We start from the raw sequence: 24,067 nt of genomic DNA, 5'->3' as shown, positions 1-24,067 counted from the left end.
ACGTCAACTATATGCAAGCCCCAATCCAGCTGTTACAGTGCGGCTGTGCCCAAGCCTGCGACAGCGAATGGTGTTGACGGTAGTCAGCGCCGTGCGTCGTTTCAGCGGGCTCGCTCGCACGAGACCAAGCGCGGTCTGGTGCAGGCGGCCATGGCGCTGTGGCGCACCAACGGCTACTCCCAGACCACTGTCGCTGACATCTGCCGGGCTGCGGGCGTGTCCCGCGCACTGTTCTACTTCTATTTCCCGGCCAAAGAGGACGTGTTGTTCGAAGTCGGCCTGCTGTCGACGCGGGCGGCGCAGAAAACCGTGCGCGCGATGCTCGACACCGACTATGACATCGAGAACGTGATCGCGGAGGCGCTGCGCAGCCTCGAACGTTCGATGGCGCGCAACCCGCGCGATCTCATCGTCGAGACGATCCTCGAGGGGTACCGGCACGAGCACCGGATCTTGTCCGGACGCGAGCAGAGCGACATCGATGCCGACATGTTCGGCGACCTGTTCGCCAAGGCTCAGAACGACGGCAAGCTCGCGGCAGGTGTCGACGTGAAGCACCTGTCGCATCTCGCCGGGATGCATGTCAGCGAGGGCGTGCGGCATTGGGCATCAGGCGGTTTCGGCGACCGGTCATTCGCCGAGCTGGTGACTGACGATATCGCGGCCCTGATCGCAGGGTTCAATCTGAAGGCGGCGAGATGAAAGCGACGATGGTGACCGCGCCCGGTGAAACTCAGGTGCTCGACGTACCGACACCCACGGTCGGGCCGAACGACGTCCTGGTCAAAATGCGGGCGTGCGGAATCTGCGGTTCCGATTCGCTGTACATCGCCATGGGCGGGATACCACCTCGACAGGGGTGCCAACCGCTGGGACATGAACCGGCGGGCGAGATCGTCGAGATCGGCAGTGCCGTCACCGGAATCGCCGTCGGCGACCACGTCGTCATCAACCCACTGGCCGCGCCTTCCGGATTCATCGGCAACGGCGGCCCGGGCGGCGCCCTGGCCGAGTACCTCCTCATCGAAGAAGCCGTACGCGGCAAGAGCCTGGAAGTGGTACCCGATCACGTCCCGTTCGAGGTGGCAGCGCTCAACGAGCCGATGGCAGTGGCCCGGCACGCGGTCAACCAGTGCCGGCCGGCACCGGGCGACAAAGTAGTGGTGTTCGGCGCAGGCCCGATCGGGCTGGGCGCGACGATGGCCTTCAGATCCCTTGGCGTGGCCCACATCGTCGTGGTCGACCTGATTCCGAGCCGGCTCGACAAGGCGCTGAAAGTGGGCGCAGATGCGGTGATCAACACCGAGAACGAAGACCTCGCCGCACGTCTCGTCGATCTGCACGGTCCCGGTGAGTCGATGTTCCCCGGCAAGGCGGACACCGATATCTATCTCGACGCCGCCGGTGTCCCCGTGGTGATCTCGTCGGCGATCGGTGCCGCGAAGACGGGTGCACGCCTCGGCATCGTCGCGGTCCACAAGGAACCCGTGTCCGTCGACTTCCTCAGCGTCATGAGCAACGAGATCACGATCGTCGGATCGATGGGCTATCCCGACGAGATTTTCGAGGTCACCGCGGACCTCGTCGCGAACTGGGAGAAGTACGCCGAGATCGTCAGCCACACAATCCCATTCGACGACGTCGATGAGGCGTTGCGAATGGCCACCACCCCGGGCGCCGCCGACAAGGTCGTCGTCACGTTCACCTGAATCGAAGGGAGACCACGATGGCGTGGGATTTCGAGACCGACCCCGAGTATCAGAAGGTGCTGGACTGGGCCGACGAGTTCGTCCGCGAGGAGGTCGAGCCGCTGGACCTGGCGTTCCCACACCAGCAGTTCGTGCCGCTGGAGGGCAAACGGCGCGACGCGGTCGACCCACTCAAGGAAGAGGTGCGCAAGCGCGGTCTGTGGGCGACGCATCTCGGACCCGAGCTCGGAGGGCAGGGCTACGGCCAGCTGAAGCTCGCGTTGCTCAACGAGATCCTCGGCCGTTCACAGTGGGCGCCGATCGTGTTCGGCTGCCAAGCCCCCGACACCGGTAACGCCGAGATCATCGCGCACTACGGCACCGAGGATCAGAAGCAGAAGTACCTCATGCCGCTGCTGAACGGTGAGTTGTTCTCCTGCTATTCGATGACCGAACCGCATGCGGGCGCAGATCCCACCCTCTTCAAGACCAGGGCGGTCCGCGACGGTGACGACTGGGTGATCAACGGTTGGAAGTTCTTTTCGTCCAATGCCCGAACGGCCTCGTTCCTCATCGTGATGGCAGTGACGAATCCGGACGTGAGCGCCTATCAAGGCATGTCGATGTTCCTCGTCCCCACCGACACACCAGGCGTGAACATCGTGCGCGACATCGGCCTTTACGGCGAACCCGAGGGCCAGGGCGGACACGCGCTGATCCACTACGACAACGTGCGCGTACCGGCCGAGGCGTTGCTCGGAGGCGAGGGCCAGGCGTTCGTCATCGCCCAGACCCGGCTCGGCGGTGGCCGCATCCATCACGCGATGCGCACCATCGGACTGTCCCAGCGAGCACTCGACATGATGTGTGAGCGGGCGCTGAGCCGAGAGACCCAGGGCAGCCGGCTTTCGGACAAGCAGTTCGTGCAGGGCTACATCGCCGATTCGTATGCGCAGCTGTTGCAGTTCCGACTGATGGTTCTCTACACCGCGTGGGAGATCGACAAATACAACGACTACAAGAAGGTGCGTAAGGACATCTCCGCGGTGAAGGTCGCCATGCCGACGGTGCTGCACGACATCGCTTGGCGGGCAATGCAAGTGCACGGGGCGCTCGGCGTCACCAACGAGATGCCGTTCATGGGTATGGTGACGGGTGCCGCGGTGATGGGATTGGCTGACGGTCCGACCGAGGTGCACAAGACCACCGTTGCCAAGCAGGTGCTGCGGGACTACCAGGCCACCGAGGACACCTGGCCGACCGAGTGGACGCCGCGCAAGCGGGAGGCGGCCCAGGCGAAGTACGCCGAATTCCTCGAGCACGAGGTCGGCAACCTGTGAGCGAGAACGACATCGACGTTTCACGACTGTCGGCATGGATGGACGAGGCGGCACTGCCCGGTAAGGGCGAGCCACTGGAAACCAGGTTCCTGTCCGGCGGCACTCAGAACGTCATCTACGAACTGCGCCGCGGTGAGCACAGTTGCGTGCTCCGGATGCCGCCACCGGGGGCCCCGCCCGACCGCGACAAGGGCATCCTGCGCGAGTGGCGGATCATCGAGGCCCTAGACGGCACCGATGTGCCGCACACCGCGGCCGTCGGCGTCTGCCCGGCTCCCGAAGTGCTCGGCAGGCCCTTCTATCTGATGGGTTTCGTCGACGGCTGGTCCCCCATGGACCAGCACGGCAAGTGGCCGGAGCCGTTCAACAGCGATCTCACGACTCGGCCGGGACTGTCCTTTCAACTGGCCGAGGGCATCGCACTGTTGTCGAAAGTCGACTGGAAGGCCAAGGGGCTGCAGGATCTTGGACGTCCGGATGGCTTCCACGAGCGACAGGTCGACCGCTGGATCGGGTTCTTCGAACGCATCAAGGGCCGCGATATCGACGGCCTCGACGTCGCGACCGAATGGCTGCGCAACCACCGTCCGCTCGACTTCATCCCCGGTCTGATGCACGGCGACTATCAGTTCGCGAACGTGATGTACCGGCATGGTGCGCCCGCGCAGTTGGCGGCGATCGTCGACTGGGAGATGGGCACGGTGGGCGACCCCAAGCTGGATCTCGGGTGGATGGTGCAGAGTTGGCCGGAAGACACCGACGCGCCGTCGGCGATGAGCTACGTCGACATGCGCGGAATGCCCTCGCGCACGGCGGTGATCGACCACTATGCGAAGGTGTCCGGCCGCCAGGTCGACGATCTCGACTACTACTTGGTGCTGGCCAAGTGGAAGCTCGCCATTGTGCTGGAGCAGGGTTTCCAGCGGGCGGGCGACAACGAGAAACTGCTCGCCTACGGGCCCGTCATCGTGGACTTGATGCGGTCGGCGGCCGATCTCGCCGAGTCCAGCGACTACCGGTGAGAGCGGCGGTCTGCCCGGCGTACGGACCGCCGGACGTGGTCCGCATCGAGGAACGACCGTCCCCGGCGGTCGAGGCGGGACAGGTTCGGGTGCGCGTCGCCGCCGCGGCGGTGAACTTCCCCGATGTGCTGCTGATCGCCGACAAGTACCAGATCAGCGTTCCGGCGCCGTTCGTTCCGGGTAGCGAGTTCGCCGGAGTCATTGTCGAAACCGGCTCGGACACCGAGGGTTTCGCGGTCGGCGACCGGGTCACGGGTACCGGCATGTACGGGGCGTTCGCCGAGGAGGTCGCGGTCGCGGCGGCCGGACTCACCCGAATCCCCGACGGCGTCGACGACCGCACCGCCGCGGCCTTCGGCGTCGCCTACCGCACGGCGTACCACACGCTGCGGTCGGTGGCGCGGCTGCAGTCGGGCGATGAGGTGGTCGTGCTCGGCGCGGGCGGCGGTGTGGGGCTGGCGGCGGTGCAACTGGCGGTGCAACTCGGGGCGTCGGTCACGGCGGTCGCTTCGTCGGACGAAAAGCTCGACGTCGCAGCGTCATACGGCGCACGGCACCTGGTCAACTACAAGAAGGACGACCTGCGCGGCGCGCTCAAGGCCGCACTGCCGGGCGGCGCCGCGGCGGTCATCGACCCGGTAGGCGGCGAGCTGTCCGAGCCCGCGCTGCGTTCACTGGGGCGGGGTGGACGGTTCGTCACCGTGGGTTTCGCCTCGGGCGACATCCCGCGCATCCCGCTGAACCTGGTGTTGGTGAAGGGAATCGCGGTGTTGGGCTTCCAGTTCCAGGATGTCCCGCCGGACGAGTTCAGCCGCAACGAGGACGAACTGCGCGAGCATCTGGTCAGCGGCCGGGTGCGACCGCACGTGGGAGCGGTCTATCCGCTCACCGAGACGGTTCAGGCGCTGAAGCATGTCGCCCACGGGCGTGCCATCGGCAAGATCCTGATCGACCTCACCTGATTGCGATTTGTGTGCGTTCAGGAGCGGTCGGCGCGCCTAAACGCACACAAATCGCTCTAGCTGGCGGGCACCAGATCGGCGGCGACGGAGGCCATCAACCCGCAGCGGAAGGTCTCGCTGGCCGTGACGGCGCCTGCCTCCGGATCATTGGCCGCCGCGAGCGCGCGGGACTTGAAAGCCCGTGCGGCAGCGCTCAAGTGGTGTGAGGCAGAGTCGACGCTGTCGTTCAGATCGGCGGGCAGGCTCTCACCCCACAGGGTCACCTCGGTGGCGCCTTGGTCGAGCGCATTACGCACGTGCGCGAGCACGCGCGGATCGCGGTCGAAGAGATCGGCCGCGACGGCGACGGTTTGCGGATGGGGCCGGTCCTCCCAGTCCTCCAGCACCGACTCGAGGTCCATCGTCTGCGCACCGAGGATGTGCAGCGGCGTCAGATCGTCCGGGTTGGCGACGAGAACGGTGACGTCCCATCCGGCCATCACCCGGTCATAGATCCAGCCGCCCGCGTAGCGCACCGCGTCGACCACGGTCGGAGCGACGACGTCCAGCCGGTACCTCACATCGGGCTCCGCGGCGACAAGTCGCGTCCCAGAGACTCCGCGTACCCCTTGAACACCTCGGTCAGCGGGATTGAGGGATCGAGTAGCCATAGGGTCTCCATTCCGTTGATAAAGGCGAGAATCTCGACGGCCTTACTGGCCGCATCGACGTCTGGGCGATACCGGCCGTCACTCTGGCCGCGTTTGATGAGCTCGATGATGATGTTCGCGGCCTCGCGGTAGCGGTGGTGCAACCGGTCGTGCAACGGCGCATCGGGGGCGATGTTCTCGACCAACAGGACCGTGAACGTGCCGACCAGCTCGGGTGCGCGGTCGAAGCGCTCGGGCACGCGGGTGAGTTCGCTGACCAGATCTCCCGAGCGGTAGTCCGCGTGGATCTCGTCGTCGGCATCGCGGGCGTCGAGAACCGCGTTGAGCAACTGCTCCTTGGATTCGAAGTGGTGCAACAACCCCGCCGGCGTCACTCCGGCTTCCTTGGCTATCTGTGCCAGCGACGTATTGCGCCAGCCGTTGCGGGCCAGCAGCCGCTCCGCCACAGCGAGTATCCGCTGCCTGCGATCCTCGCCTTTGGCGAGGAGGCTCGCATAGGGCCGTGGGGCTGACACGGGGCTCCTTCGTTGAACCAACCTAGTGAACACACAGTAGGTAGGTTTGTCGGCTGTGACAAGGGTCTCATCGAAATCGCTTCTGTGATTTGGGCGTGGCTGGTCTCGCTGAGCGAGACCTAGCACGCCCAAATCGCCAGGTCAGCTAGGTGGCAGGGGTGAATTCGATGTGCAGTTGGGTGAGGCCGCGCAGCAAAAATGTGGGTTCGTAGGCGTACCGACGATCGCCTGCGGGCCCGTGTGCCGCCTCGTTGATGGAGATTTCGCGGGTGCGGTCCAGCAGCCGTTGCACGGTGATCCGCCCCTCGACGCGCGCCAATGGCGCCCCGGCGCAGGTGTGGATGCCGCGGCCGAACGCGATGTGTTCGCGCACGTTCTTGCGGCCGGGGCGGAACTCGTGGGGATCCTCGAACTTCTCCGGGTCGCGGTTGGCGGCGCCGAGGCAGAGCATCACCACAGTGCCGGCCTGCAGATGCACACCTCCGAGCGTGGTGGTCTTCCGGACCAGCCGGAAGTCGACCTTCGTCGGCGAGTGCATGCGCAGGGACTCCTCGATGAACGCCGGAATCCGGTCCGGTTGCTCGCGGAGGAGCTGTTGGTAATCCGGCCGGTCGCCGAGCACCTGCACCGCCGCGCTGAGCAGCTTGGTGACGGTCTCCTGTCCGGCGGCGAACAGGAACGTCGCCGGCTTGACCACCTCCATCAGCTCAGGCGTCGAGCCGTCGGGATAGACGGCGGTGGCCATCCCCGACAGCACGTCGTTACGCGGTTGGCGGCGACGGTCGGCGAGATAACCGGCAAACTTGTCATCGAGATACTGCAGCGGGTCGGAACCAACCGGCTCGCCATCGAGTGCTCCCACCCGGGACCCGTCGGGGCGCTCGGCGCCCAGTGCTGCGAGGAACTCCGGCCGGTCCTCCTCCGGCACACCGAGCAGGTCGATGATCGCCGATGTGGCAAAGGGTTTCGCATACTCCGAGAGGAACTCGCAACGACCGGCCGAGATGACGTGGTCGAGCTGGCTGTCGGCCAGCTGCCACATGTAGTCCTCGTTCTCCTTCAGTCGCCGCGGCGTGAGCAGCTTGCTCAGCAGTGACCGGGCCCGCTCGTGGGCCGGCGGATCCATCACGACCATGTGCTCATAGATCGGAAACAGGTGACGGTGCGCCTCGATCTGCTCGGAGATGTCGTCGCCCTCGGGCACGAACGGCAACGGCGGGAGCGGTCCGCCGATGGCGTTCACGGCGGAGAACGATTCGTGATCCTTGAACGCCGCCATCACTTCCCGATAACCCGTCACGGCGACGACGCCGTGGTGCGGCTCGCGGACCACCGGGCCTTTCGCGCGCAGGGCATCCCAATAGTCGTACGGATCCTGACTGATCGCCTGGTCCGAGAAGAAGTCGGCCAATGCGAGGTCGGTCATCGAAGCCGTCCTTTCGATGCTGGGTCGCCGCGTGCAAAATTGATCGATCGATCAACTGTTAGGATGCCCCATGCCTACCACGCGGGCCGGCGGACGGTCAACCAATCGAGCGGGTACCGGACCGGCCGCCTCGGACAGGGGCAAGTCCGCCGAATCCGGTGCGCGCGAGCGCCTGATCGAGGCAACCGCAAAGATCATGCGCGACGAGGGCTATGCGGCCGCGACATCACGGCGGGTGGCAGCGGAAGCCGGTGTCAAGCAAGCGCTGGTGTACTACTACTTCCCTACCATGGACGACTTGTTCGTCGAGGTCCTGCGCGCGGGTGCAGAGGTCTCCTTGGAGAACATGCGCGCCGCGCTCACGCATGACGACCCGCTGCGAATGCTGTGGCAGATCAACAGTGATGTACGGACGACGGGTCTAAACCTCGAGTTCATGGCATTGGCCAACCATCGCAAGGCAATTCGCGCCGAGTTGAAAGCGTACGCAGAGCGGGTGCGCGACATCGAGACAGCTGCCGTCGCCGTCGCCTTGCGGGCCAGAGGTATCGACCTCGACGAGTACCCGCCGGTGGTGATCTCCATGCTCATTGCCCAGATCGCCCGCAGCCTGTCCAACGAGGACGCCGTCGACGTGACACTCGGCCACGACGATATGCGCGCCTTCATGGAACGACAGTTCGACTTGCTGACGGGCCAGCGGCGACGGTCGTAAAGCCGCCGGGACCGACACAGCCGCGCCGCTTGGGACCCGCACGGTCGGATCGGCATCACTGGTTGACAGCCAAGGCGATCGATGCCACGATCCTGGTCGATCGATCAATTTTGATCGACCGACCAACACATGAACCGAGGGTGATGACATGGCTGGGCGAGTAGAAGGCAAGGTTGCGTTCATCAGCGGCGCGGCACGCGGTCAGGGCCGCAGTCACGCGGTACGACTCGCCGAGGAAGGCGCCGACATCATCGCTGTCGACGTCTGCAAGCGGATTTCCAGCAATGACGATATCCCCGCCGCGACTCCCGACGATCTGGCCGAGACCGCCGACCTGGTCAAAGGCCTGAACCGCCGCATCGTCACCGCCGAAGTCGACGTCCGTGACTACGACGCGGTCAAGTCCGTCGTCGACAGCGGCGTCGAACAGCTCGGGCGATTGGACATCGTCGTCGCCAACGCAGGCATCGGCAACGGTGGAGAGACGTTGGACAAGACCAGCGAAGACGACTGGACCGACATGATCGACGTCAACCTGTCGGGCGTCTGGAAGACGGTGAAAGCCGCTGTCCCCCATCTGCTGTCGGGTGGTCGCGGCGGTTCGATCATCCTCACCAGCTCGGTCGGCGGCTTGAAGCCATACCCGCACACCGGCCACTACATCGCCGCCAAGCACGGCGTGATCGGACTGATGCGCACATTCGCCGTCGAACTCGGACAACACTCGATCCGCGTCAACGCCGTCTGCCCCACCAACGTGAACACGCCGCTGTTCATGAATGAGGGCACGATGAAGCTCTTCCGCCCGGATCTGGAGAACCCGGGTCCCGACGACCTCGCGGTCGCCGCACAGTTCATGCACGTGCTTCCCGTCGGCTGGGTCGAGCCCGTCGATGTCAGCAATGCGGTGCTGTTCCTGGCCTCCGACGAATCCCGTTACATCACCGGCCTTCCCGTCACTGTCGACGCCGGCAGCATGCTCAAGTAGCACGTGTGAAGCTCGTCTTCAATCTCCCTCACATGCTGCGTCTCAAAGCGATGTCGCAGCCATGGGAGGCGACCGTCACCGGCGCCGACCAGACTCGGATGGCCAAGTGCGCCGACGAGTGGGGATACGACATGATCGCCGTACCAGAGCATTTTGTGATCCCGGAAGACCACGTCGAATTGTCGGGGCCGCATTACCTGCAATCGACTGTGGCACAGGCATACCTCGCCGGTGCGACCGAGCGGATACTGCTCAATTCCTGTATCACGGTGCTGCCGCTGCAACATCCGATCGTCCTTGCCAAGGCACTTGCCACGGCCGACTGGATGAGCAGCGGCAGGATGATGGTCACGTTCGGCGTGGGCTGGCTCGAGGGGGAGTTCGAACTGCTCGGCGTCCCATTCCGTGAGCGTGGCCGCATCGCAGACGAATACCTGGCGGCGATCATCGAGTTGTGGACAAGCGATTCCCCCAGTTTCGAGGGCAAGTACGTCTCGTTCGCCAACATCGCCTTCGAGCCCAAGCCAATTCAGAAGCCACACCTACCCATTTGGATAGGCGGCGATGCCGATGCCGCGCTACGCAGGGCGGCGAAGTACGCGACGGGATGGTGGTCATTCCTGACGCCACCCGAACAGATCGCCCAGCGCGTGGACTTCATCAAGTCCCAGCCGACCTACGATGGTAGGCACTTCGATGTGGTGCACGGTCTAGGTACGAATCGGGTAGGCGAGGGTCACGTAGCACGCCATGACCCCCACGGCCGCCCGGGAATGAGCGCGGGCGAGATCGTGCACCAGCTGAGTTGGCTCAGCGAACAGGGTGTGACCGTCAGCGCGGTACCGCTCCCGCCCGTCTCATGTGTCGACGAGTACCTCGACTACGCGCAATGGGTGATCGAGGACGTGAAACCCCAGCTTCCCCAGTGATTTCGGCGTGGCTGGTCTCGCTCAGCGAGACTCAGCACGCCGAAATCGCAAAATCAGAGGCCGAGCGACTTGGCGATGATCACCTTCATCACCTCGCTGGTCCCGGCATAGATCCGGGCCACGCGCGCATCGGTGTAGAGCCGGGCGATCGGATACTCCATCGTGTAGCCGTATCCGCCGAACAGCTGCAGGCAGCGGTCCACCACCCGCTGTTGCATCTCGGTGCAGAACAGCTTGACCCGGGCGGCATCGGCGGCCGACAGCTCACCCTCGACATGCAGCGACACCGCCCGGTCGAGCATCGCCTGGGCTGCCTCCACCTCGGTTGAGCAGGCGGCCAGTTCGAATTTTGTGTTCTGGAACGACGCGACGGGTGTGCCGAATGCCTTGCGGTTCTTGGTGTAGTCGATCGCCGCGGCGATCGCCGAGCGCGCCTGCGCCACCGAACCGACGGCCACGGTCAGCCGTTCCTGCGGCAGGTTGTGGCCCAGGTAGCCGAACGCCTCCCCCTCTTCACCGAGCACGTTGGCGTTCGGCACGCGGACGTCGACGAACGACAACTCGGCGGTGTCCTGGACCTTGCAGCCCATCTTCTCCAGTTCGCGGCCGCGGGTGAACCCGGGCATGCCGTCCTCAACAACGAACAGTGTCAACCCTTTTCGCCGGTTGTCGGGATCGGTCGACGTGCGTGCCACGACGATCACCAGGTCGGCCTGCATGCCGCCGGTGATGAAGGTCTTGGCGCCGTTGAGGATCCAGTCGTCACCGTCGCGCACCGCGCTGGTACGCATGCCGGCCAGGTCGGACCCGGTACCGGGTTCCGTCATCGCGACGGCGGTCAACAGTGTGCCCACCGCGAGTCCCGGGAACCAGCGCTTGCGCTGCTCCTCGTTCGCGTAGTGCAGGAAGTACGGCAGGATCACCTCGAGCTGCGTGCGCACCGTCGACAGCGTGACCAGCGCCCGCGCTGCCTCTTCCTGCAACACCACGTTGTAGCGGTAATCCGGTGCACCGCCGCCGCCGTACTCCTCGGGAATGGCCATGCCGAGCATGCCGAGCGCGCCCATGTGCTTGAACACGTCGCGAGGCATGCGTCCGCCCTTCTCCCACTCGGGGTAGTGCGGAACCACCTCCTTCTCGACGAAATCGCGGGCCAGCTCGCGAAAGGCTTCGTGGTCTTCGGTGAACAGGTCTCTGCGCACGCGTTATATCCGTCCTATGCGATGAGTTCTACCAAGGTGGCGTTGGCGGTGCCGCCGCCCTCGCACATGGTCTGTAGCCCGTAGCGAATTCCGTTGTCGCGCATGTGGTTGAGCATCCGCGTCATCAGCACCGCCCCTGAGGCGCCGAGCGGATGGCCGAGCGCGATGGCCCCACCCAGCGGGTTGAGTTTCGCCTCGTCGGCACCCGTTTCGGCCAGCCAGGCCAACGGCACCGGCGCGAACGCTTCGTTGACCTCGAAGACACCGACCTCGTCGATGGTGACGCCCGCCTTGTGTAGCACCTTCTCGGTCGCGGGAATCGGACCCGTCAGCATCAGCACCGGATCGGCCCCGGTGACCGCACCGGCGCGGTAGCTCGCGATCGGCCGAAGTCCCATCGCCATGGCGTTCTCGGCGGCCATCACCAAAAGCGCTGCGGCGCCGTCGGAGATCTGCGACGAGTTGCCCGCATGGATGACACCGTCCTCCTTGAACGCCGGCTTGAGGCCGGCCAGCTTCTCCACGGTGGTCCCCCGCCGCACCCCTTCATCGGCGACGACGGGCTCGCCGTCGGTGAAGACGGGCATGATCTGGGTCTCGAACGCCCCGCTGTCCTGTGCGGCCGCCGCCAGTTCGTGGGACCGCACCGAATACTCGTCGAGCTGGGTCCGCGAAAAGCCCCACTTCTGTGAGATCATCTCTGCGGAGATGCCCTGGTTGAACGAGAAGTCGCCATACCGCTCAAGGACTTTGGGGCCGTACGGCATGCCGGTGGCCCTGGCCGCCCCGAGCGGTACCCGGCTCATCACCTCGACGCCGCCTGCGACGACGACGTCCTGTTGGCCTGACATGACCGCCTGCACCGCGAAGTCGAGCGCCTGCTGGCTCGAACCACAGGCGCGGTTGACCGTCGTACCGGGGATGTGCTCGGGCCAGCCCGCGGCCAGCACCGAGTAACGGCCGATGTTGCTGGACTGGTCGCCCACCTGTGAGACGCAACCCCACACCACGTCATCGACGATCTCGGGGTCCACCCCCGCCCGCTCCATCAGCGCATTGAGGACGATCGCGGACAGGTCAGCGGCGTGCATCTCCGACAGTCCGCCGTTGCGCTTCCCGACGGGGGTGCGCACCGCCTCGACGATGACTGTTTCGCGCATCTTCACTTCTCCAATCTTGGTACTGCCCATTGGCCGGTGAACGTCGCATCGCGTTTCTGTGCGAATGCGGCATACGCCTCCGTTGAGTCTGCAGTGGCGAAATTTCCCGGTTGCGCTCGGGCCTCATTGGCCAGCGCTTCGCGCAATGTGGCGTTGGCGCCATCGTTGAGCAGGGCCTTGCTCTGGGCCAGCGCGACGGGCGGGCCTGCGGCTAGACGTCCCGCGAGCTCGGCGACGAACGCGTCGATCTCGTCGGCCCCCTTGATCCAGGTCACCAGGCCCAGCGACCGCGCCTCCTCGGCGTCGATCATGTCGGCCAGCAGCACCAGCCGTTTGGCCTGCTGCAGACCGACGAGCTTGGGCAGCAGCCACGACCCGCCGAGATCGACCGACAAGCCACGCTTGGAGAAGATTTGACAGAACCGCGACTCCGGCGTCGCGACGACGAGATCGCAGCCGAGGGCCAGGTTCCAGCCCGCGCCGACGGCCACGCCGTTCACCTTCGCGATGGTGGGGACGGTCAGCTCGTGCAGCGCGAGTGCGACCTCAGTGAGCCGCCGCAGCTTGTGCCGGGGATGGATGTCCTCGCCCGTGGCGATATCCGCGCCGGAACAGAACGCCCCGCCCGCACCCGTGACCACCAGTGCGCGTAATTCGGTGTCTCGCGCGGCGGCGCGCAGTGCGTCGGCCAGTTCCTCCCACAACTGCGCGTTGATCGCGTTCTTGCGGTCGGGCCGGTTGAGAGTCAGCGTGCAGACCCCGTCGCGGTCCTCGCACAGCAGCACCTGGTCCTCGCTCACGGGTGTGCCGGCCCGATCACGCCGTCGGCCCGAAGCCGGCTGAGTTCGTCTGCGGTCAAACCCAATTCGCTCAGGACGGCGTCGGTGTGCTCGCCGAGCCCCGGTATCGCGCCCATCGGCTGTTCGAATCCGGTGATCACCGGCGGCGGACGCAACGCCTGGATCTCGCCCACCGGCGTGGCGACCGTGCGCCACCGATCGCGCGCGGTCAGGTGCGGGTGCACGACGACCTCGCTGGGCAGGTTGTAACGCGAATTGCCGATGCCCGCGGCGTCGGCGATCTTCTGAATCTCGGCCAGATCATGCTGGGCACACCAGGATCGGATGGCCTCGTCGAGGATCTCCCGGTGCACGCAACGCTCCGGATTGGTGGCGAAGCGCGGGTCGTCGGCGAGGTCGGGCCGGTCGATGATCTCGCGGGCGACGCGCTGCCACTCACGATCGTTCGTCGTGCCCAGCACCACCGTCTGGCCGTCGCGGGTCGGATACGCCCCATAAGGCGCGACCGCGGGTGACCCCACACCGAGGGGCTCCTGGTCAATGCCCGAATGCTGGGTGTAGGTCAGCGCGTAACCCATGACATCGGTCATCACGTCGAACAGGCTCAGTTCGACGGCGGGCGCCGCGGCGCCGTCTTCACGTCTCCCCCGCGCGAACAACAGCGCGAGAATGGAGATCGCGGCGTACAGACCCGTCGTGAAGTCGGCCACCGCGGGCCCGGGCTTGGCAGGCATCCCCGGGTAGCCGGTGACGGCACACGAACCCGATTCCGCCTGCACCAGAAGGTCATACGCGCGCTTGTGCGAGATGGGCCCGCCGGGGCCATAGCCGTCAATCTCGACGGGTATGACGTTGGGGTGGCGCACCGCCAGGTCGGCGGCCGAGATCCCCATCCTGGCCGTCGATCCCGGCGCGAGGTTGGATACGAAGGCGTCGGCACGGTCGAGAAGCCGGTGCAACAGATCCAGTCCCTCAGGCGATTTCGTGTTGAGAGTGACCGATTCCTTGCCGCGGTTGCACCAGACGAAGTGCGCAGCCATTCCGCCGGGTCCGTTGACGACGTCGTCGTAGGCGCGGGCGAAGTCGCCGCCGTTGGGGTTCTCCACTTTGATCACGCGCGCCCCGAAATCGGCGAGCACGCGGGTGCACATCGGAGCGGCTACGGCCTGCTCCATCGCTACGACGGTCACGCCCGTCAACGGCGCATTCATGTAACTACATCACCATGCCGCCGGCTATCTCGCTCGCGGTGAGATCGAAATAGCCCATCAGTAGCTCCTCGGCATTCCGAGCACGTGCTCGCCGAGGAAGTTCAGGATCATCTCCTGGCTGACGGGCGCGATCTTCATCAGCCGCGACTCGCGGAAATAACGTGACACGTGGTACTCCTCGGAGTAGCCCATGCCGCCGTGCAGCTGCAGTGCGCGGTCGGCGGCGCCGAAACCGGCGTCGGCACAGAGGTATTTTGCGGTGTTGGCCTCGCGTCCACACGGCTTCCCGTTGTCGTAAAGCCAGGTGGCCTTGCGCAGCACGAGCTCAGCCGCATCAAGGCGGGCAAGGGAATCCGCGAGCGGGAACTGCAGGCCCTGGTTCATGCCGATGGGCCGGTTGAACACCACGCGCTCGTTGCCGTACTTGACGGCCTTCTCGAGGGCGACGCGCCCGATGCCCAGCGCCTCGGCGGCGATCAGCATCCGCTCCGGGTTCAACCCGTCGAGGATGTACTTGAAGCCCTTGCCTTCCTCGCCGACGCGATCCCCGACAGGGACCACGAGATCGTCGATGAACACCTCGTTGCTGCTGACGGCGTTGCGGCCCATCTTCTTGATCGGCCGGATGTCGACGTGGTCGCGGTTGAGATCCGTCAGGAACAGCGTCATGCCGTCGGTCTTCTTGGTGACCTGGTCGTACGGCGTGGTCCGGGTGAGCAACAGGATCTTCTCGGACTCTTGCGCTTTCGAGATCCACACCTTGCGGCCGTTGATCCGGTACTTGTCACCCTCGCGCTTCGCGAACGTCGTGATCCGCGAGGTGTCCAGCCCGGCAGTGGGTTCGGTGACGCCGAAGCAGACGTGCAGATCGCCGTTGACGATGCGCGGCAGAGTCGCGGCCTTCAGTTCGTCGGACCCGTGCTTGACGACCGGTTGCATGCCAAAAATCGTCAGGTGAATGGCGCTGGCACCGTTCATCGCCGCCCCGGACCGCGCGACCTCTTCGAGGAGCAGCGTGGCCTCGGTGATGCCCAGCCCGTGTCCGCCGTACTCCTCCGGGATGGTCATGCCCAGCCAGCCGCCGGAGGCGATCGCGTCGTAGAACTCCTGCGGGAATTCGTGCGCAAGGTCTTTCCGCATCCAGTACTCGTCGTCGAACTTGCTGCACAACTCGGCGACGGCCTGACGAATGGTCTGCTGATCCTCGCTCAGCTCGAAACTCATACCGCCGGACACGCGTTCTCCTCCATTGCATGGCGATTTCGGCGTGCTGGGTCTCGCTGAGCGTTACCGAGCACGCCGAAATCGCTGTGGTACTCAGTCTTTGTTGCCGGTCAGTTCCTTGGCCCTGGCCGCGAAGTCTTCGAAGGTGGCGCCGGTCTTCTCCTTCTTCGACAGCGCCTGGATGCTGACGTCGTGGCCTTCGGCCGCCTTGCGCAGCGCGCCGACGGTCGCCTGCTCCTTGGAGATGTGGGTGAACGGATCCCAGTGGTACCACCGCATCGCGTTCTCGTAGGTCATCTTGTTGACCTCGTCGTCGGGCACGTTGTTGGCCTTGAGCACCTCGTCGAGTTGTTCGGGCGCGCCGGGCCACATCGAGTCGCTGTGCGGATAGTCGGCTTCCCAGCAGATGTTGTCGACGCCGATTTGGTGACGCGTCGTCACGCCCACCGGGTCGGCGATGAAGCAGGTCAGGAAGTGGTCCCGGAACACCTCGCTCGGCAGCTTGCCCTTGAAGTCCTGGCCCGTCCACGTCGAGTGCATCTCATAGGTGCGGTCCACCCGCTCCAGGAAATACGGGATCCAGCCGGTGCCGCCCTCGGACAGCGCGATCTTCAGGTCGGGGTACTCCTTGATCGGCCGCGACCACAGCAGGTCCGCGGCGGCCTGCACGATGTTCATCGGCTGCAGGGTGATCATCACGTCCATCGGCGCATCCGGGGCGGTGATGGCCAGTCGGCCCGACGACCCGATGTGCACGTTCAGCACGGTGTCGGTGTCGACCAGCGCGTCCCACATCGGCTTCCAGTGGTCGAAGTCGTGGAAGCTGGGATAGCCCATCGCCGAGGGGTTCTCCGTGAACGTCAGCGAGTGCACACCGCGTGCGGCATTGCGGCGGATCTCCTTGGCGCAGGCCTCCGGATCCCAGATCACCGGCAGAGTCATCGGAATGAACCGCGCCGGGTAGGCCCCGCACCACTCCTCGACATGCCAGTCGTTGTAGGCCTGCACGAGCGCGAGCGAGAACTCGTGATCCTCGGTGGCGAACAGTCGCCCGGCGAACCCCGGGAACGACGGGAAGCACATCGAGCCGAGGATGCCGCCGGCGTTCATGTCCTTGACTCGCTCGTCGACCTGGTAACAGCCGGGGCGGATCTCGTCGAGTCCCTGGGGTTCCAGGCCGTACTCCTCCTTCGGCCGGCCCGCCACTGCATTGAGGGCGACGTTGGGGATCACGATGTCGCGGAACTGCCAGGTGTCCGATCCGTCGGGGTTGTGCACCAACCGCGGAGCCTCATCCAGGTACTTCTTCGGCAGATGGTTCTTGAACATGTCCGGCGGCTCGACGATGTGATCATCAACGCTGATCAGGATCATGTCTTCTTTGTTCATGCCTGTTCCCTCCGTCGCAACCTGTGATGGCCCCAACACTAGTTACCCAGTGGTGTTCTCTATCTGAGGAAACTAGCTTCTCTTGCGGCGAGAATCAATGTCCGAAACCGCCCGCATGGCCTTCTTGCTGCGCCGTTGGCGCTAAGTGACAGGCCACTGACCGGCACATCTGACGTTCGGGATTGACCATCTGGGGGAAAGGTGGAAATCTATTGGCGAAATATGAGAATCTAATTCTCGTGAACGAGAGGAAGTCGTCGGTGCGTGTCTCACCGCTCCCCGCTGACCAGTGGGACGACGCTGTCGATCGGGCGCTGGAGAACATGCCGGTCGAGCGACGTAACCCCGAAGCCGCGGGCAACCTCGTCGCCACACTCGTCCGCCACCCCAAGCTGACCCGCGCCTTCCTGCGTTTCAACTTTCACCTGCTCTACGGGTCGACGCTGTCGGACCGGCTGCGCGAGCTGGCGGTGCTGCGAGTCGCCCACCGGCGCCACTGCGAGTACGAATGGCGCCACCACGTCCGCATGGGTGGCGAGACCGGCCTGACCCCTGAGGTCATCGAAGGCATCCAGCGCGGCGAGGCCACCGACGATCTCGATCGCGCGGTCATCGCGGCCGTCGATGAACTCGAGGACGACTCGGTGATCTCCGATGCGACATGGGCGGCGCTCTCGGAGCACCTCGACGAGCGCCAACGGATGGATCTCGTCTTCACTATCGGCTGCTATGGCGCACTCGCCATGGCTATCAACACGTTCGGTGTCGAACCCGACTCAGAAGAACACGTAGAGAGGTAGACAAACCGTGGCATTTTTCCCCAAGCCGGCGGCAGGCAGTTGGACTGAGAACTGGCCCGAACTAGGAACTGCGCCGGTCGATTACACCGATTCGATCGACCCCGAGCAGTGGAAGCTCGAACAGCAGGCCATCTTCCGCAAGTGCTGGCTGAACGTCGGCCGCGTGGAGCGGCTGCCCAAGAAGGGCAGCTACTTCACCAAGGAGATGCCGTCCGCAGGTAAGGGCACGTCGGTCATCATCGTCAAGGACAAGCAGGAGAAGGTTCGCGCCTTCTACAACCTGTGCCGCCACCGTGGAAACAAGTTGGTGTGGAACGACTATCCGGGCGAGGAGGTCTCGGGCACGTGCCGCCAGTTCACCTGCAAGTACCACGCCTGGCGCTACAGCCTCGAGGGTGACCTGACCTTCGTCCAGCAGGAGGACGAGTTCTTCGACCTCGACAAGGGCGACTACGGGCTGGTGCCCGTGCGCTGCGAGGTGTGGGAAGGGTTCATCTTCATCAACTTCGACAACGACGCCGAGCCATTGACCGAGTACCTCGGCGAGTTCGGGAAGGGTCTGGAGGGTTATCCCTTCCACGAGATGACCGAAACCTACAGCTACCGAGCTGAAGTCAATGCGAACTGGAAGCTGTTCATCGACGCGTTCGTCGAGTTCTACCACGCGCCGATCCTGCACATGAAGCAGGCGGTCAAGGAGGAAGCCGAGAAGCTGGCGAGCTACGGTTTCGAGGCTCTGCACTACGACATCAAGGGTCAGCACTCGATGATCTCGTCCTGGGGGGGCATGAGCCCGCCGAAGGACGAGAACATGGTCAAGCCGATCGAGCGCGTGCTGCACAGCGGTCTGTTCGGGCCATGGGACCGGCCCAAGATCAAGGGCATCCTGCCCGACGAGTTGCCGCCGGCGGTCAACCCGTCGCGCCACCACTCGTGGGGTCAGGACTCGTTCGAGTTCTTCCCGAACTTCACCCTGCTGCTGTGGGCTCCGGGTTGGTACCTCACCTACCACTACTGGCCCACCGATGTGGACAAGCACATCTTCGAGTGCACGCTGTACTTCGTGCCGGCCACCAACACCCGTGAGCGGCTCGCCCACGAGCTCGCGGCCGTGACGTTCAAGGAGTATGCGTTCCAGGACGCCAACACGCTGGAGGCCACCCAGACGCAGATCGGTACCCGGGTCGTCACCGACTTCCCGTTGTGCGATCAGGAGATTCTGCTGCGTCACCTGCACAAGACGGCATGGGACTACGTCAACGCGTACAAGAAGGAAAAGGGCCTGACCAACGGCGATACCAACGGTCACGCCACGTCGAACCCCAGCAAGAAGGACGCCATCAATGCCTAAGTTGCCACCCGAGTTCGCCGACCTCGAACGGTTCTCCGATTGGTGCCTGCCCAACGAGGAGGATCGCTACCAGAAGCGGCTGGCCTCCACGATGGAAGAGATGCAGGAGTTCTACGACACCGCATTCCCACGCCTCGAGGCTGTGATGGAATACTGCGATTCCAGGTTCCCGCTGGACGGAATGCCCGACGACGCAAAGGCTCTCATCCACATGATGCAGTCGCTGGTGAATGTGTCGTTCCCCATCGAGGTGTGGAAGCAACCGCGGGTTCTCGACAGCGGCGCCACCTACGTCACCTGTATCAAGGAGCCGGTGGTCTAACAGTGGTGACCCTCAAGGCCGCGGGTCTACTCGACGTCGACGCCGGCGAGATCGTCCGGCCGGGAATCGTTCGCATCGAAGACGATCGGATCGTCGGCGTCGGCGGAACGGCAGGCCCCGACGATCAGATCATCGATCTGGGCGATGCCATCCTGCTGCCCGGCCTGATGGACATGGAGGTCAACCTCCTGATGGGCGGGCGGGGCGAGACCCCCGGCCTGTCCCAGGTGCAGGACGATCCCGCGACCCGGGTGCTGCGCGCCATCGGTAACGCCAGGCGCACCCTGCATGCGGGGTTCACCACGGTGCGCAACCTCGGATTGTTCGTCAAGACGGGCGGTTACCTGCTCGACGTGTCGCTCGGCAAGGCCATCGACGCGGGATGGATCGACGGTCCGCGCATTGTGCCGGCGGGTCACGCCATCACTCCGACCGGTGGGCATCTCGATCCGACGATGTTCGCCGCGTTCATGCCCGGTGCGCTCGAGTTGACGGTCGAGGAGGGCATCGCCAACGGCGTCGACGAGGTCCGAAAAGCCGTCCGTTACCAGATCAAACACGGCGCCCTGGTGATCAAGGTGTGTGTGTCCGGCGGAGTGATGTCGCTGACCGGCGAGGCTGGCGCACAACATTATTCGGATGAGGAACTGCGGGCGATCGTCGACGAGGCGCATCGCCGCGGCCTGAAAGTCGCCGCGCACACCCACGGGGCCGAGGCCGTCAAGCACGCCGTGGCGTGCGGTATCGACTGCATCGAGCATGGCTTCCTGATGGACGACGAGGCCATCAAGATGCTGGTGGACAACGACCGGTTCCTGGTGACCACCCGTCGACTGGCCGAGGCGATGGATGTGTCGAGGGCTCCAAAGGAGTTGCAGGACAAGGCCGCCGAGATGTTCCCGAAGGCGCGTACCTCGATACAGGCGGCATATGAGGCCGGAGTGAAGATCGCCGTCGGCTCCGACGCGCCCGCGATTCCGCACGGAAAAAACGCCGATGAACTTGTCACGTTGTTCGACTGGGGCATGCCTGCCGACGCCGTGCTGCGGGCGGCGACGGTCGTCGCCGCGGATCTGATCGACAAGCCGGACCTCGGCCGCATCGCCGAGGGATACCTCGCCGACATCATCGCCGTGCCCGGGGATCCGCTGGCGGATATCACCGTTACACGGGATGTAAGTTTTGTAATGAAGGGCGGTAAGGTCTTCAAGAATGACGCCATCTAGAACTGACGACCTCGTCGAGATCCAGCAGCTGCTCGCCAAGTACGCGGTCACCATCACGCAGGGCGACATCGACGGCCTGATCTCGGTGTTCACGCCGGACGGCACGTACAGCGCGTTCGGTTCCACGTATACGTTGGCGCGCTTCCCCGAACTCGTCGAGGCCGCCCCCAAGGGCCTGTTCATGACGGGCACGTCGCTGGTGACCCTTGACGCCGGCGATCCCGACAAGGCCACCGGCACACAGCCGTTGTGTTTCATCGAGCACTCCAAACACGACATGCGCATCGGCTACTACAACGACACCTACGTCCGCACCGACGACGGCTGGCGGCTGAAAACCAGGGCCATGACGTTCATTCGCCGCAGCGGCGAGCACGACTCGGGTCGACCGCACGCGATCGGTCGGCCGGAGGCCGGATGACCAGCGAACTGACGGCTGGTACCGAGTTCGCGACAGTCGCCGAGTTTCGCTCGCAGTTGGTCGCGTGGCTGGACAGCCACGACCTGACCCCGCCCCCCGGCGACCACTCGCTAAACGCCAAGCACACGCAGCACGCCCGCGTGCTGAAGGAGCTTTACGACGCGGGCTGGATGCGATGGGGCTGGCCGGAATCCGCTGGCGGCCTCGGCGGGCCGATGATCTTGCGCGCCATCGTCGGCGAGGAGGTCGTCGGCCGACGGCTCGACGACCCGGGTCCGTACTCGATGCTTGAAGTGCTGACCCCCACGATGATCGACTACGCGCGACCCGAACTCGCCGCCGAGATGGTGCCGCGCCTGCTGTCGGGCGAGGAGACGTGGTGCCAGGGCTTCTCCGAGCCGGGCTCGGGCAGCGACCTCGCGTCATTGAGCACCCGCGCCCAACAGCGCAGCGACGAGTGGGTGATCAACGGCCAGAAGGTGTGGACCAGCTTCGCCCAGTACGCGAAGCGTTGCGTGCTGCTCACCCGAACTGGGCCGGGACATTCGGGCATCACCGCCTTCTTCGTCGACATGGACAGTCCGGGCGTCGACGTCCGCCCCCTGCGCACAATGCACGGCGTCGACGAGTTCTGCGAGGTCTACTTCGACGACGTCGTCGTGCCCGCCGACCGGATGCTCGGAAACCCCGGCGACGGTTGGCAGGTCGCGATGGACCTGCTGCCCTATGAGCGCTCAACGTGCTTCTGGCAGCGCATCGCCTACCTGTACTCACGGTTGGACGCACTGGTCGGCGAGGTGAAAAGCCTTGGCCAGAGCGCGGATTCGGAGTTGGGCGAGACCTACCTGGCACTGCATACGCTGCGCTGCCGGTCACGGGCCACCCAGCTTCGGCTCGCCGACGGCAACAAGCTGGGAGCGGACACCTCGATCGACAAGGTGTTGCTGGCCGGCGCCGAACAAAAGCTGTACGACACCGTCCGCGATCTGCTACCCGGTGTCATCGAGCTCGACGACACCGAATGGCGCACCGAGTACCTGTACTCCCGGGCGGCCACCATCTACGGCGGCACGGCCGAGGTGCAACGCAACATCATCGCCCGCCGCCTGCTGGACCTCGGGAAGGAGTGATCGTGGACAACGAATCGCTCGAACTGCTCGAAGACGGCCTGCGCAAGACGATGCTGTCGACGTCCGGCGCCGAACTCGACGCCGCACTCGCCGAGCTCGGCTGGGCCGAGATGCTGTCCGACATGTCCGAGGTGGCGATCCCTCTGGTATTCCGCCTGCTTGGCGAAACAGGTTCGCACGCCTCCGTTCTCAACGATGTGGTGCTGCTGGCCTCCAGCCCCGACGAGGGCGCGACCCCCGCGCTCCCCTACGCGGGCGGAGGTTGGGTGGTATGGGACTACGTCACGGCCGACGAGAGCTCGACGCTCGGCGGGCTGCCGTTGCGGCGGGTCGAGGAGGGCGGGCATCCACGGCTGCCCGATGCCCGTCGCGCCGTCGGCTGGTGGCTGGTGGGCTCGGCACGGGCGATGCTGTCGCTGGCGCGCCAACACGCGCTGGACCGCGTCCAGTTCGGTAAGCCGATCGCGTCCTTCCAGGCGGTCCGGCACCGACTGGCCGAGACCCTGGTGGCGATCGAAGGCGCAGAGGCGACGCTGGCACTGCCCGGCGACGACAACCCCGACCTGACCGCGCTGCTGGGCAAGGCCGCCGCAGGCAAAGCCGCGCTGACCGCGGCCAAACACTGCCAGCAGGTGCTGGCCGGCATCGGCTTCACCGCCGAGCACGAGCTGCACCACCACATCGAGCGCGCACTGGTTCTCGACGGATTGCTCGGTAGCTCAAAGGAACTCACGCGCAGGGCCGGGGCGGGGCTGCGGGCCCGCGGCTCGGTTCCCCGCCTCGCCCACCTTTAGCTGCCCTGCAGCTGCTACTGGATGTTCGCCTTCATGTCATCGAGGTTCACCAGCACCGGCCAGCCGCTCACGCTCAGCGCGTTGCCGTGGCCGGTCTGGTGGATGTCGAACACCGATTGGATGGCCGCGTAGAAGCCCTGCACGTCGAGGGTCTGGTTGACGGCCCGCTTGGCTTGGCGCAGCGCGAAACTCGGCATCTTGGCGATCTGCTCGGCCAGCGCCCTGGTCTCGGAATCGAGTTGGTCGCGCGGCACCACCCGGTTGACCATTCCGGTGCTCGCGACCTCGTCGGCCGTCATCGCCCGACCCGTGAAGAGGATCTCCTTGGCCTTGCGCGGGCCCAGTTCCCAGGTGTGGCCGTGGTATTCGACTCCCCCGATGCCCATCAGCACCACCGGATCGGAGAACAGCGCATCGTCGGCGGCGATGATCAGGTCGCACGGCCAGCACAGCAGCAGGCCGCCGGAGATGCAGCGGCCCTGCACGGCCGCGATCGACGGCTTGGGCACGTTGCGCCATTTCAGCGTGTACTCGAGATAGCGGCGGTGCTCGTGCTGGATGATGAACTCGAGCGTAATCTTGTCCGGGACGGGTCCGCCGCCGCGCAGGTCGTGTCCGGCCGAGAAGTGTTTTCCGTTGGCGCGCAGGATGATCACCGCGACGTCATTGTCCTCGGCCGCCCGGGTCCACGCGGCGTCCAGTTCGTCGAGGAACTCGATGTTCTGCGCGTTGGCGGCCTCAGGCCGGTTCAAGGTGATGGTGGCGATCTTGTCGGCGACTTCGTATTCGATGTACACGGTTG

25 protein-coding genes are annotated in these 24,067 nt (G+C 65.1%); 15 read left to right on the top strand and 10 right to left on the bottom strand.

The features are described from left to right. The first annotated feature begins 45 nt into the window (after positions 1-45). From H7J93_RS06485 to H7J93_RS06465, 5 genes are read left to right on the top strand one after another with little or no spacing between them, the layout of a single operon-like run. Entirely contained in the window at positions 46-702 is a 657-nt protein-coding gene (locus H7J93_RS06485; RefSeq protein ID WP_267305471.1) for a TetR/AcrR family transcriptional regulator, read from the top strand. Beyond that, positions 699-1,709, top strand: a complete 1,011-nt coding sequence (locus tag H7J93_RS06480; protein ID WP_267305470.1) for a zinc-dependent alcohol dehydrogenase — start codon at positions 699-701, stop codon at positions 1,707-1,709. The genes H7J93_RS06485 and H7J93_RS06480 overlap by 4 nt, the downstream gene beginning before the upstream one ends. Positions 1,710-1,726: 17 nt before the next feature. Continuing rightward, positions 1,727-3,028 (top strand): acyl-CoA dehydrogenase family protein, encoded by a 1,302-nt coding sequence (locus H7J93_RS06475; protein ID WP_267305469.1) that lies wholly within the window; start codon positions 1,727-1,729, stop codon positions 3,026-3,028. 38 nt (positions 3,029-3,066) lie between these two features. Further along, entirely contained in the window at positions 3,067-4,050 is a 984-nt protein-coding gene (locus H7J93_RS06470) for a phosphotransferase family protein (protein ID WP_267305940.1), read from the top strand. After that, complete coding sequence (locus H7J93_RS06465) at positions 4,047-5,012, top strand: NADPH:quinone oxidoreductase family protein (protein ID WP_267305468.1); 966 nt, start codon at positions 4,047-4,049, stop codon at positions 5,010-5,012. The genes H7J93_RS06470 and H7J93_RS06465 overlap by 4 nt, the downstream gene beginning before the upstream one ends. A 56-nt stretch (positions 5,013-5,068) precedes the next feature. On the opposite strand, the gene H7J93_RS06460 is transcribed toward H7J93_RS06465, so the two are convergent. The 3 genes from H7J93_RS06460 to H7J93_RS06450 form a co-directional block, all read right to left on the bottom strand. Further along, the gene (locus H7J93_RS06460) at positions 5,069-5,572 is read right to left on the bottom strand and encodes a hypothetical protein (RefSeq protein WP_267305467.1); all 504 of its coding nucleotides are present in this window, start codon (positions 5,570-5,572) and stop codon (positions 5,069-5,071) included. Beyond that, the gene (locus H7J93_RS06455) at positions 5,569-6,177 is read right to left on the bottom strand and encodes a TetR/AcrR family transcriptional regulator (protein WP_267305466.1); all 609 of its coding nucleotides are present in this window, start codon (positions 6,175-6,177) and stop codon (positions 5,569-5,571) included. Before H7J93_RS06455 ends, H7J93_RS06460 begins: the two co-directional genes overlap by 4 nt. Positions 6,178-6,322: 145 nt before the next feature. Continuing rightward, on the bottom strand, positions 6,323-7,603 hold the full coding sequence (locus H7J93_RS06450) for a cytochrome P450 (RefSeq protein WP_267305465.1): 1,281 nt from the start codon (positions 7,601-7,603) through the stop codon (positions 6,323-6,325). Between the two features lie 70 nt (positions 7,604-7,673). On the opposite strand from H7J93_RS06450, the gene H7J93_RS06445 reads away from it, so the two are divergent. From H7J93_RS06445 to H7J93_RS06435, 3 genes are all read left to right on the top strand, one after another. Then, positions 7,674-8,318, top strand: a complete 645-nt coding sequence (locus H7J93_RS06445; RefSeq protein WP_267305464.1) for a TetR/AcrR family transcriptional regulator — start codon at positions 7,674-7,676, stop codon at positions 8,316-8,318. A 148-nt stretch (positions 8,319-8,466) separates the two neighbouring features. Beyond that, entirely contained in the window at positions 8,467-9,306 is an 840-nt protein-coding gene (locus H7J93_RS06440) for a mycofactocin-coupled SDR family oxidoreductase (RefSeq protein WP_267305463.1), read from the top strand. 5 nt (positions 9,307-9,311) lie between these two features. Beyond that, positions 9,312-10,235, top strand: a complete 924-nt coding sequence (locus H7J93_RS06435) for a TIGR03619 family F420-dependent LLM class oxidoreductase (RefSeq protein WP_267305462.1) — start codon at positions 9,312-9,314, stop codon at positions 10,233-10,235. Between the two features lie 53 nt (positions 10,236-10,288). Here H7J93_RS06435 and H7J93_RS06430 read toward each other — a convergent pair whose 3' ends face one another. From H7J93_RS06430 to H7J93_RS06405, 6 genes are all read right to left on the bottom strand, one after another. Beyond that, positions 10,289-11,437, bottom strand: a complete 1,149-nt coding sequence (locus H7J93_RS06430; protein WP_267305461.1) for an acyl-CoA dehydrogenase family protein — start codon at positions 11,435-11,437, stop codon at positions 10,289-10,291. A 14-nt stretch (positions 11,438-11,451) separates the two neighbouring features. Further along, entirely contained in the window at positions 11,452-12,597 is a 1,146-nt protein-coding gene (locus H7J93_RS06425) for a thiolase family protein (RefSeq protein ID WP_267305460.1), read from the bottom strand. Between the two features lie 2 nt (positions 12,598-12,599). Then, positions 12,600-13,397 (bottom strand): enoyl-CoA hydratase/isomerase family protein, encoded by a 798-nt coding sequence (locus tag H7J93_RS06420; protein ID WP_267305459.1) that lies wholly within the window; start codon positions 13,395-13,397, stop codon positions 12,600-12,602. Beyond that, the gene (locus H7J93_RS06415; protein ID WP_267305458.1) at positions 13,394-14,608 is read right to left on the bottom strand and encodes a CaiB/BaiF CoA transferase family protein; all 1,215 of its coding nucleotides are present in this window, start codon (positions 14,606-14,608) and stop codon (positions 13,394-13,396) included. The genes H7J93_RS06420 and H7J93_RS06415 overlap by 4 nt, the downstream gene beginning before the upstream one ends. Before the next feature lie 57 nt (positions 14,609-14,665). Further along, positions 14,666-15,832, bottom strand: a complete 1,167-nt coding sequence (locus tag H7J93_RS06410) for an acyl-CoA dehydrogenase family protein (RefSeq protein WP_083154687.1) — start codon at positions 15,830-15,832, stop codon at positions 14,666-14,668. A gap of 93 nt (positions 15,833-15,925) precedes the next feature. Continuing rightward, on the bottom strand, positions 15,926-17,221 hold the full coding sequence (locus tag H7J93_RS06405) for an amidohydrolase family protein (protein ID WP_267305457.1): 1,296 nt from the start codon (positions 17,219-17,221) through the stop codon (positions 15,926-15,928). 260 nt (positions 17,222-17,481) lie between these two features. Here H7J93_RS06405 and H7J93_RS06400 point away from each other — a divergent pair, with 260 nt between their 5' ends. Genes H7J93_RS06400 through H7J93_RS06370 form a run of 7 tightly spaced genes read left to right on the top strand, consistent with a single transcriptional unit; the run spans position 17,482 to position 23,265 of the window. Then, complete coding sequence (locus H7J93_RS06400; protein WP_267305939.1) at positions 17,482-18,021, top strand: carboxymuconolactone decarboxylase family protein; 540 nt, start codon at positions 17,482-17,484, stop codon at positions 18,019-18,021. A gap of 7 nt (positions 18,022-18,028) precedes the next feature. Beyond that, complete coding sequence (locus tag H7J93_RS06395; RefSeq protein ID WP_267305456.1) at positions 18,029-19,372, top strand: aromatic ring-hydroxylating oxygenase subunit alpha; 1,344 nt, start codon at positions 18,029-18,031, stop codon at positions 19,370-19,372. Next, positions 19,365-19,694 (top strand): hypothetical protein, encoded by a 330-nt coding sequence (locus tag H7J93_RS06390; protein WP_267305455.1) that lies wholly within the window; start codon positions 19,365-19,367, stop codon positions 19,692-19,694. The genes H7J93_RS06395 and H7J93_RS06390 overlap by 8 nt, the downstream gene beginning before the upstream one ends. Before the next feature lie 2 nt (positions 19,695-19,696). Then, positions 19,697-20,920, top strand: coding sequence for a metal-dependent hydrolase family protein (locus tag H7J93_RS06385; protein ID WP_267305454.1), 1,224 nt, complete (start codon positions 19,697-19,699; stop codon positions 20,918-20,920). Then, positions 20,907-21,341 (top strand): nuclear transport factor 2 family protein, encoded by a 435-nt coding sequence (locus H7J93_RS06380; protein ID WP_267305453.1) that lies wholly within the window; start codon positions 20,907-20,909, stop codon positions 21,339-21,341. Before H7J93_RS06385 ends, H7J93_RS06380 begins: the two co-directional genes overlap by 14 nt. Further along, positions 21,338-22,471 carry an acyl-CoA dehydrogenase family protein gene (locus H7J93_RS06375; RefSeq protein ID WP_267305452.1) on the top strand — a complete coding sequence of 378 codons (1,134 nt, stop codon included), beginning with the start codon at positions 21,338-21,340 and terminating at the stop codon, positions 22,469-22,471. The genes H7J93_RS06380 and H7J93_RS06375 overlap by 4 nt, the downstream gene beginning before the upstream one ends. A gap of 2 nt (positions 22,472-22,473) precedes the next feature. Beyond that, the gene (locus tag H7J93_RS06370; protein WP_267305451.1) at positions 22,474-23,265 is read left to right on the top strand and encodes an acyl-CoA dehydrogenase family protein; all 792 of its coding nucleotides are present in this window, start codon (positions 22,474-22,476) and stop codon (positions 23,263-23,265) included. Positions 23,266-23,279: 14 nt separating this feature from the next. On the opposite strand, the gene H7J93_RS06365 is transcribed toward H7J93_RS06370, so the two are convergent. After that, entirely contained in the window at positions 23,280-24,062 is a 783-nt protein-coding gene (locus H7J93_RS06365; RefSeq protein WP_267305450.1) for an enoyl-CoA hydratase, read from the bottom strand. Between the last annotated feature and the right edge of the window lie 5 nt (positions 24,063-24,067).

Source organism: Mycobacterium barrassiae (assembly GCF_025822765.1).
GTDB lineage: Bacteria > Actinomycetota > Actinomycetes > Mycobacteriales > Mycobacteriaceae > Mycobacterium > Mycobacterium barrassiae.
Note: the sequence above shows the minus strand (reverse complement) of the source record. Positions and strands in the feature narration are given on the sequence as shown.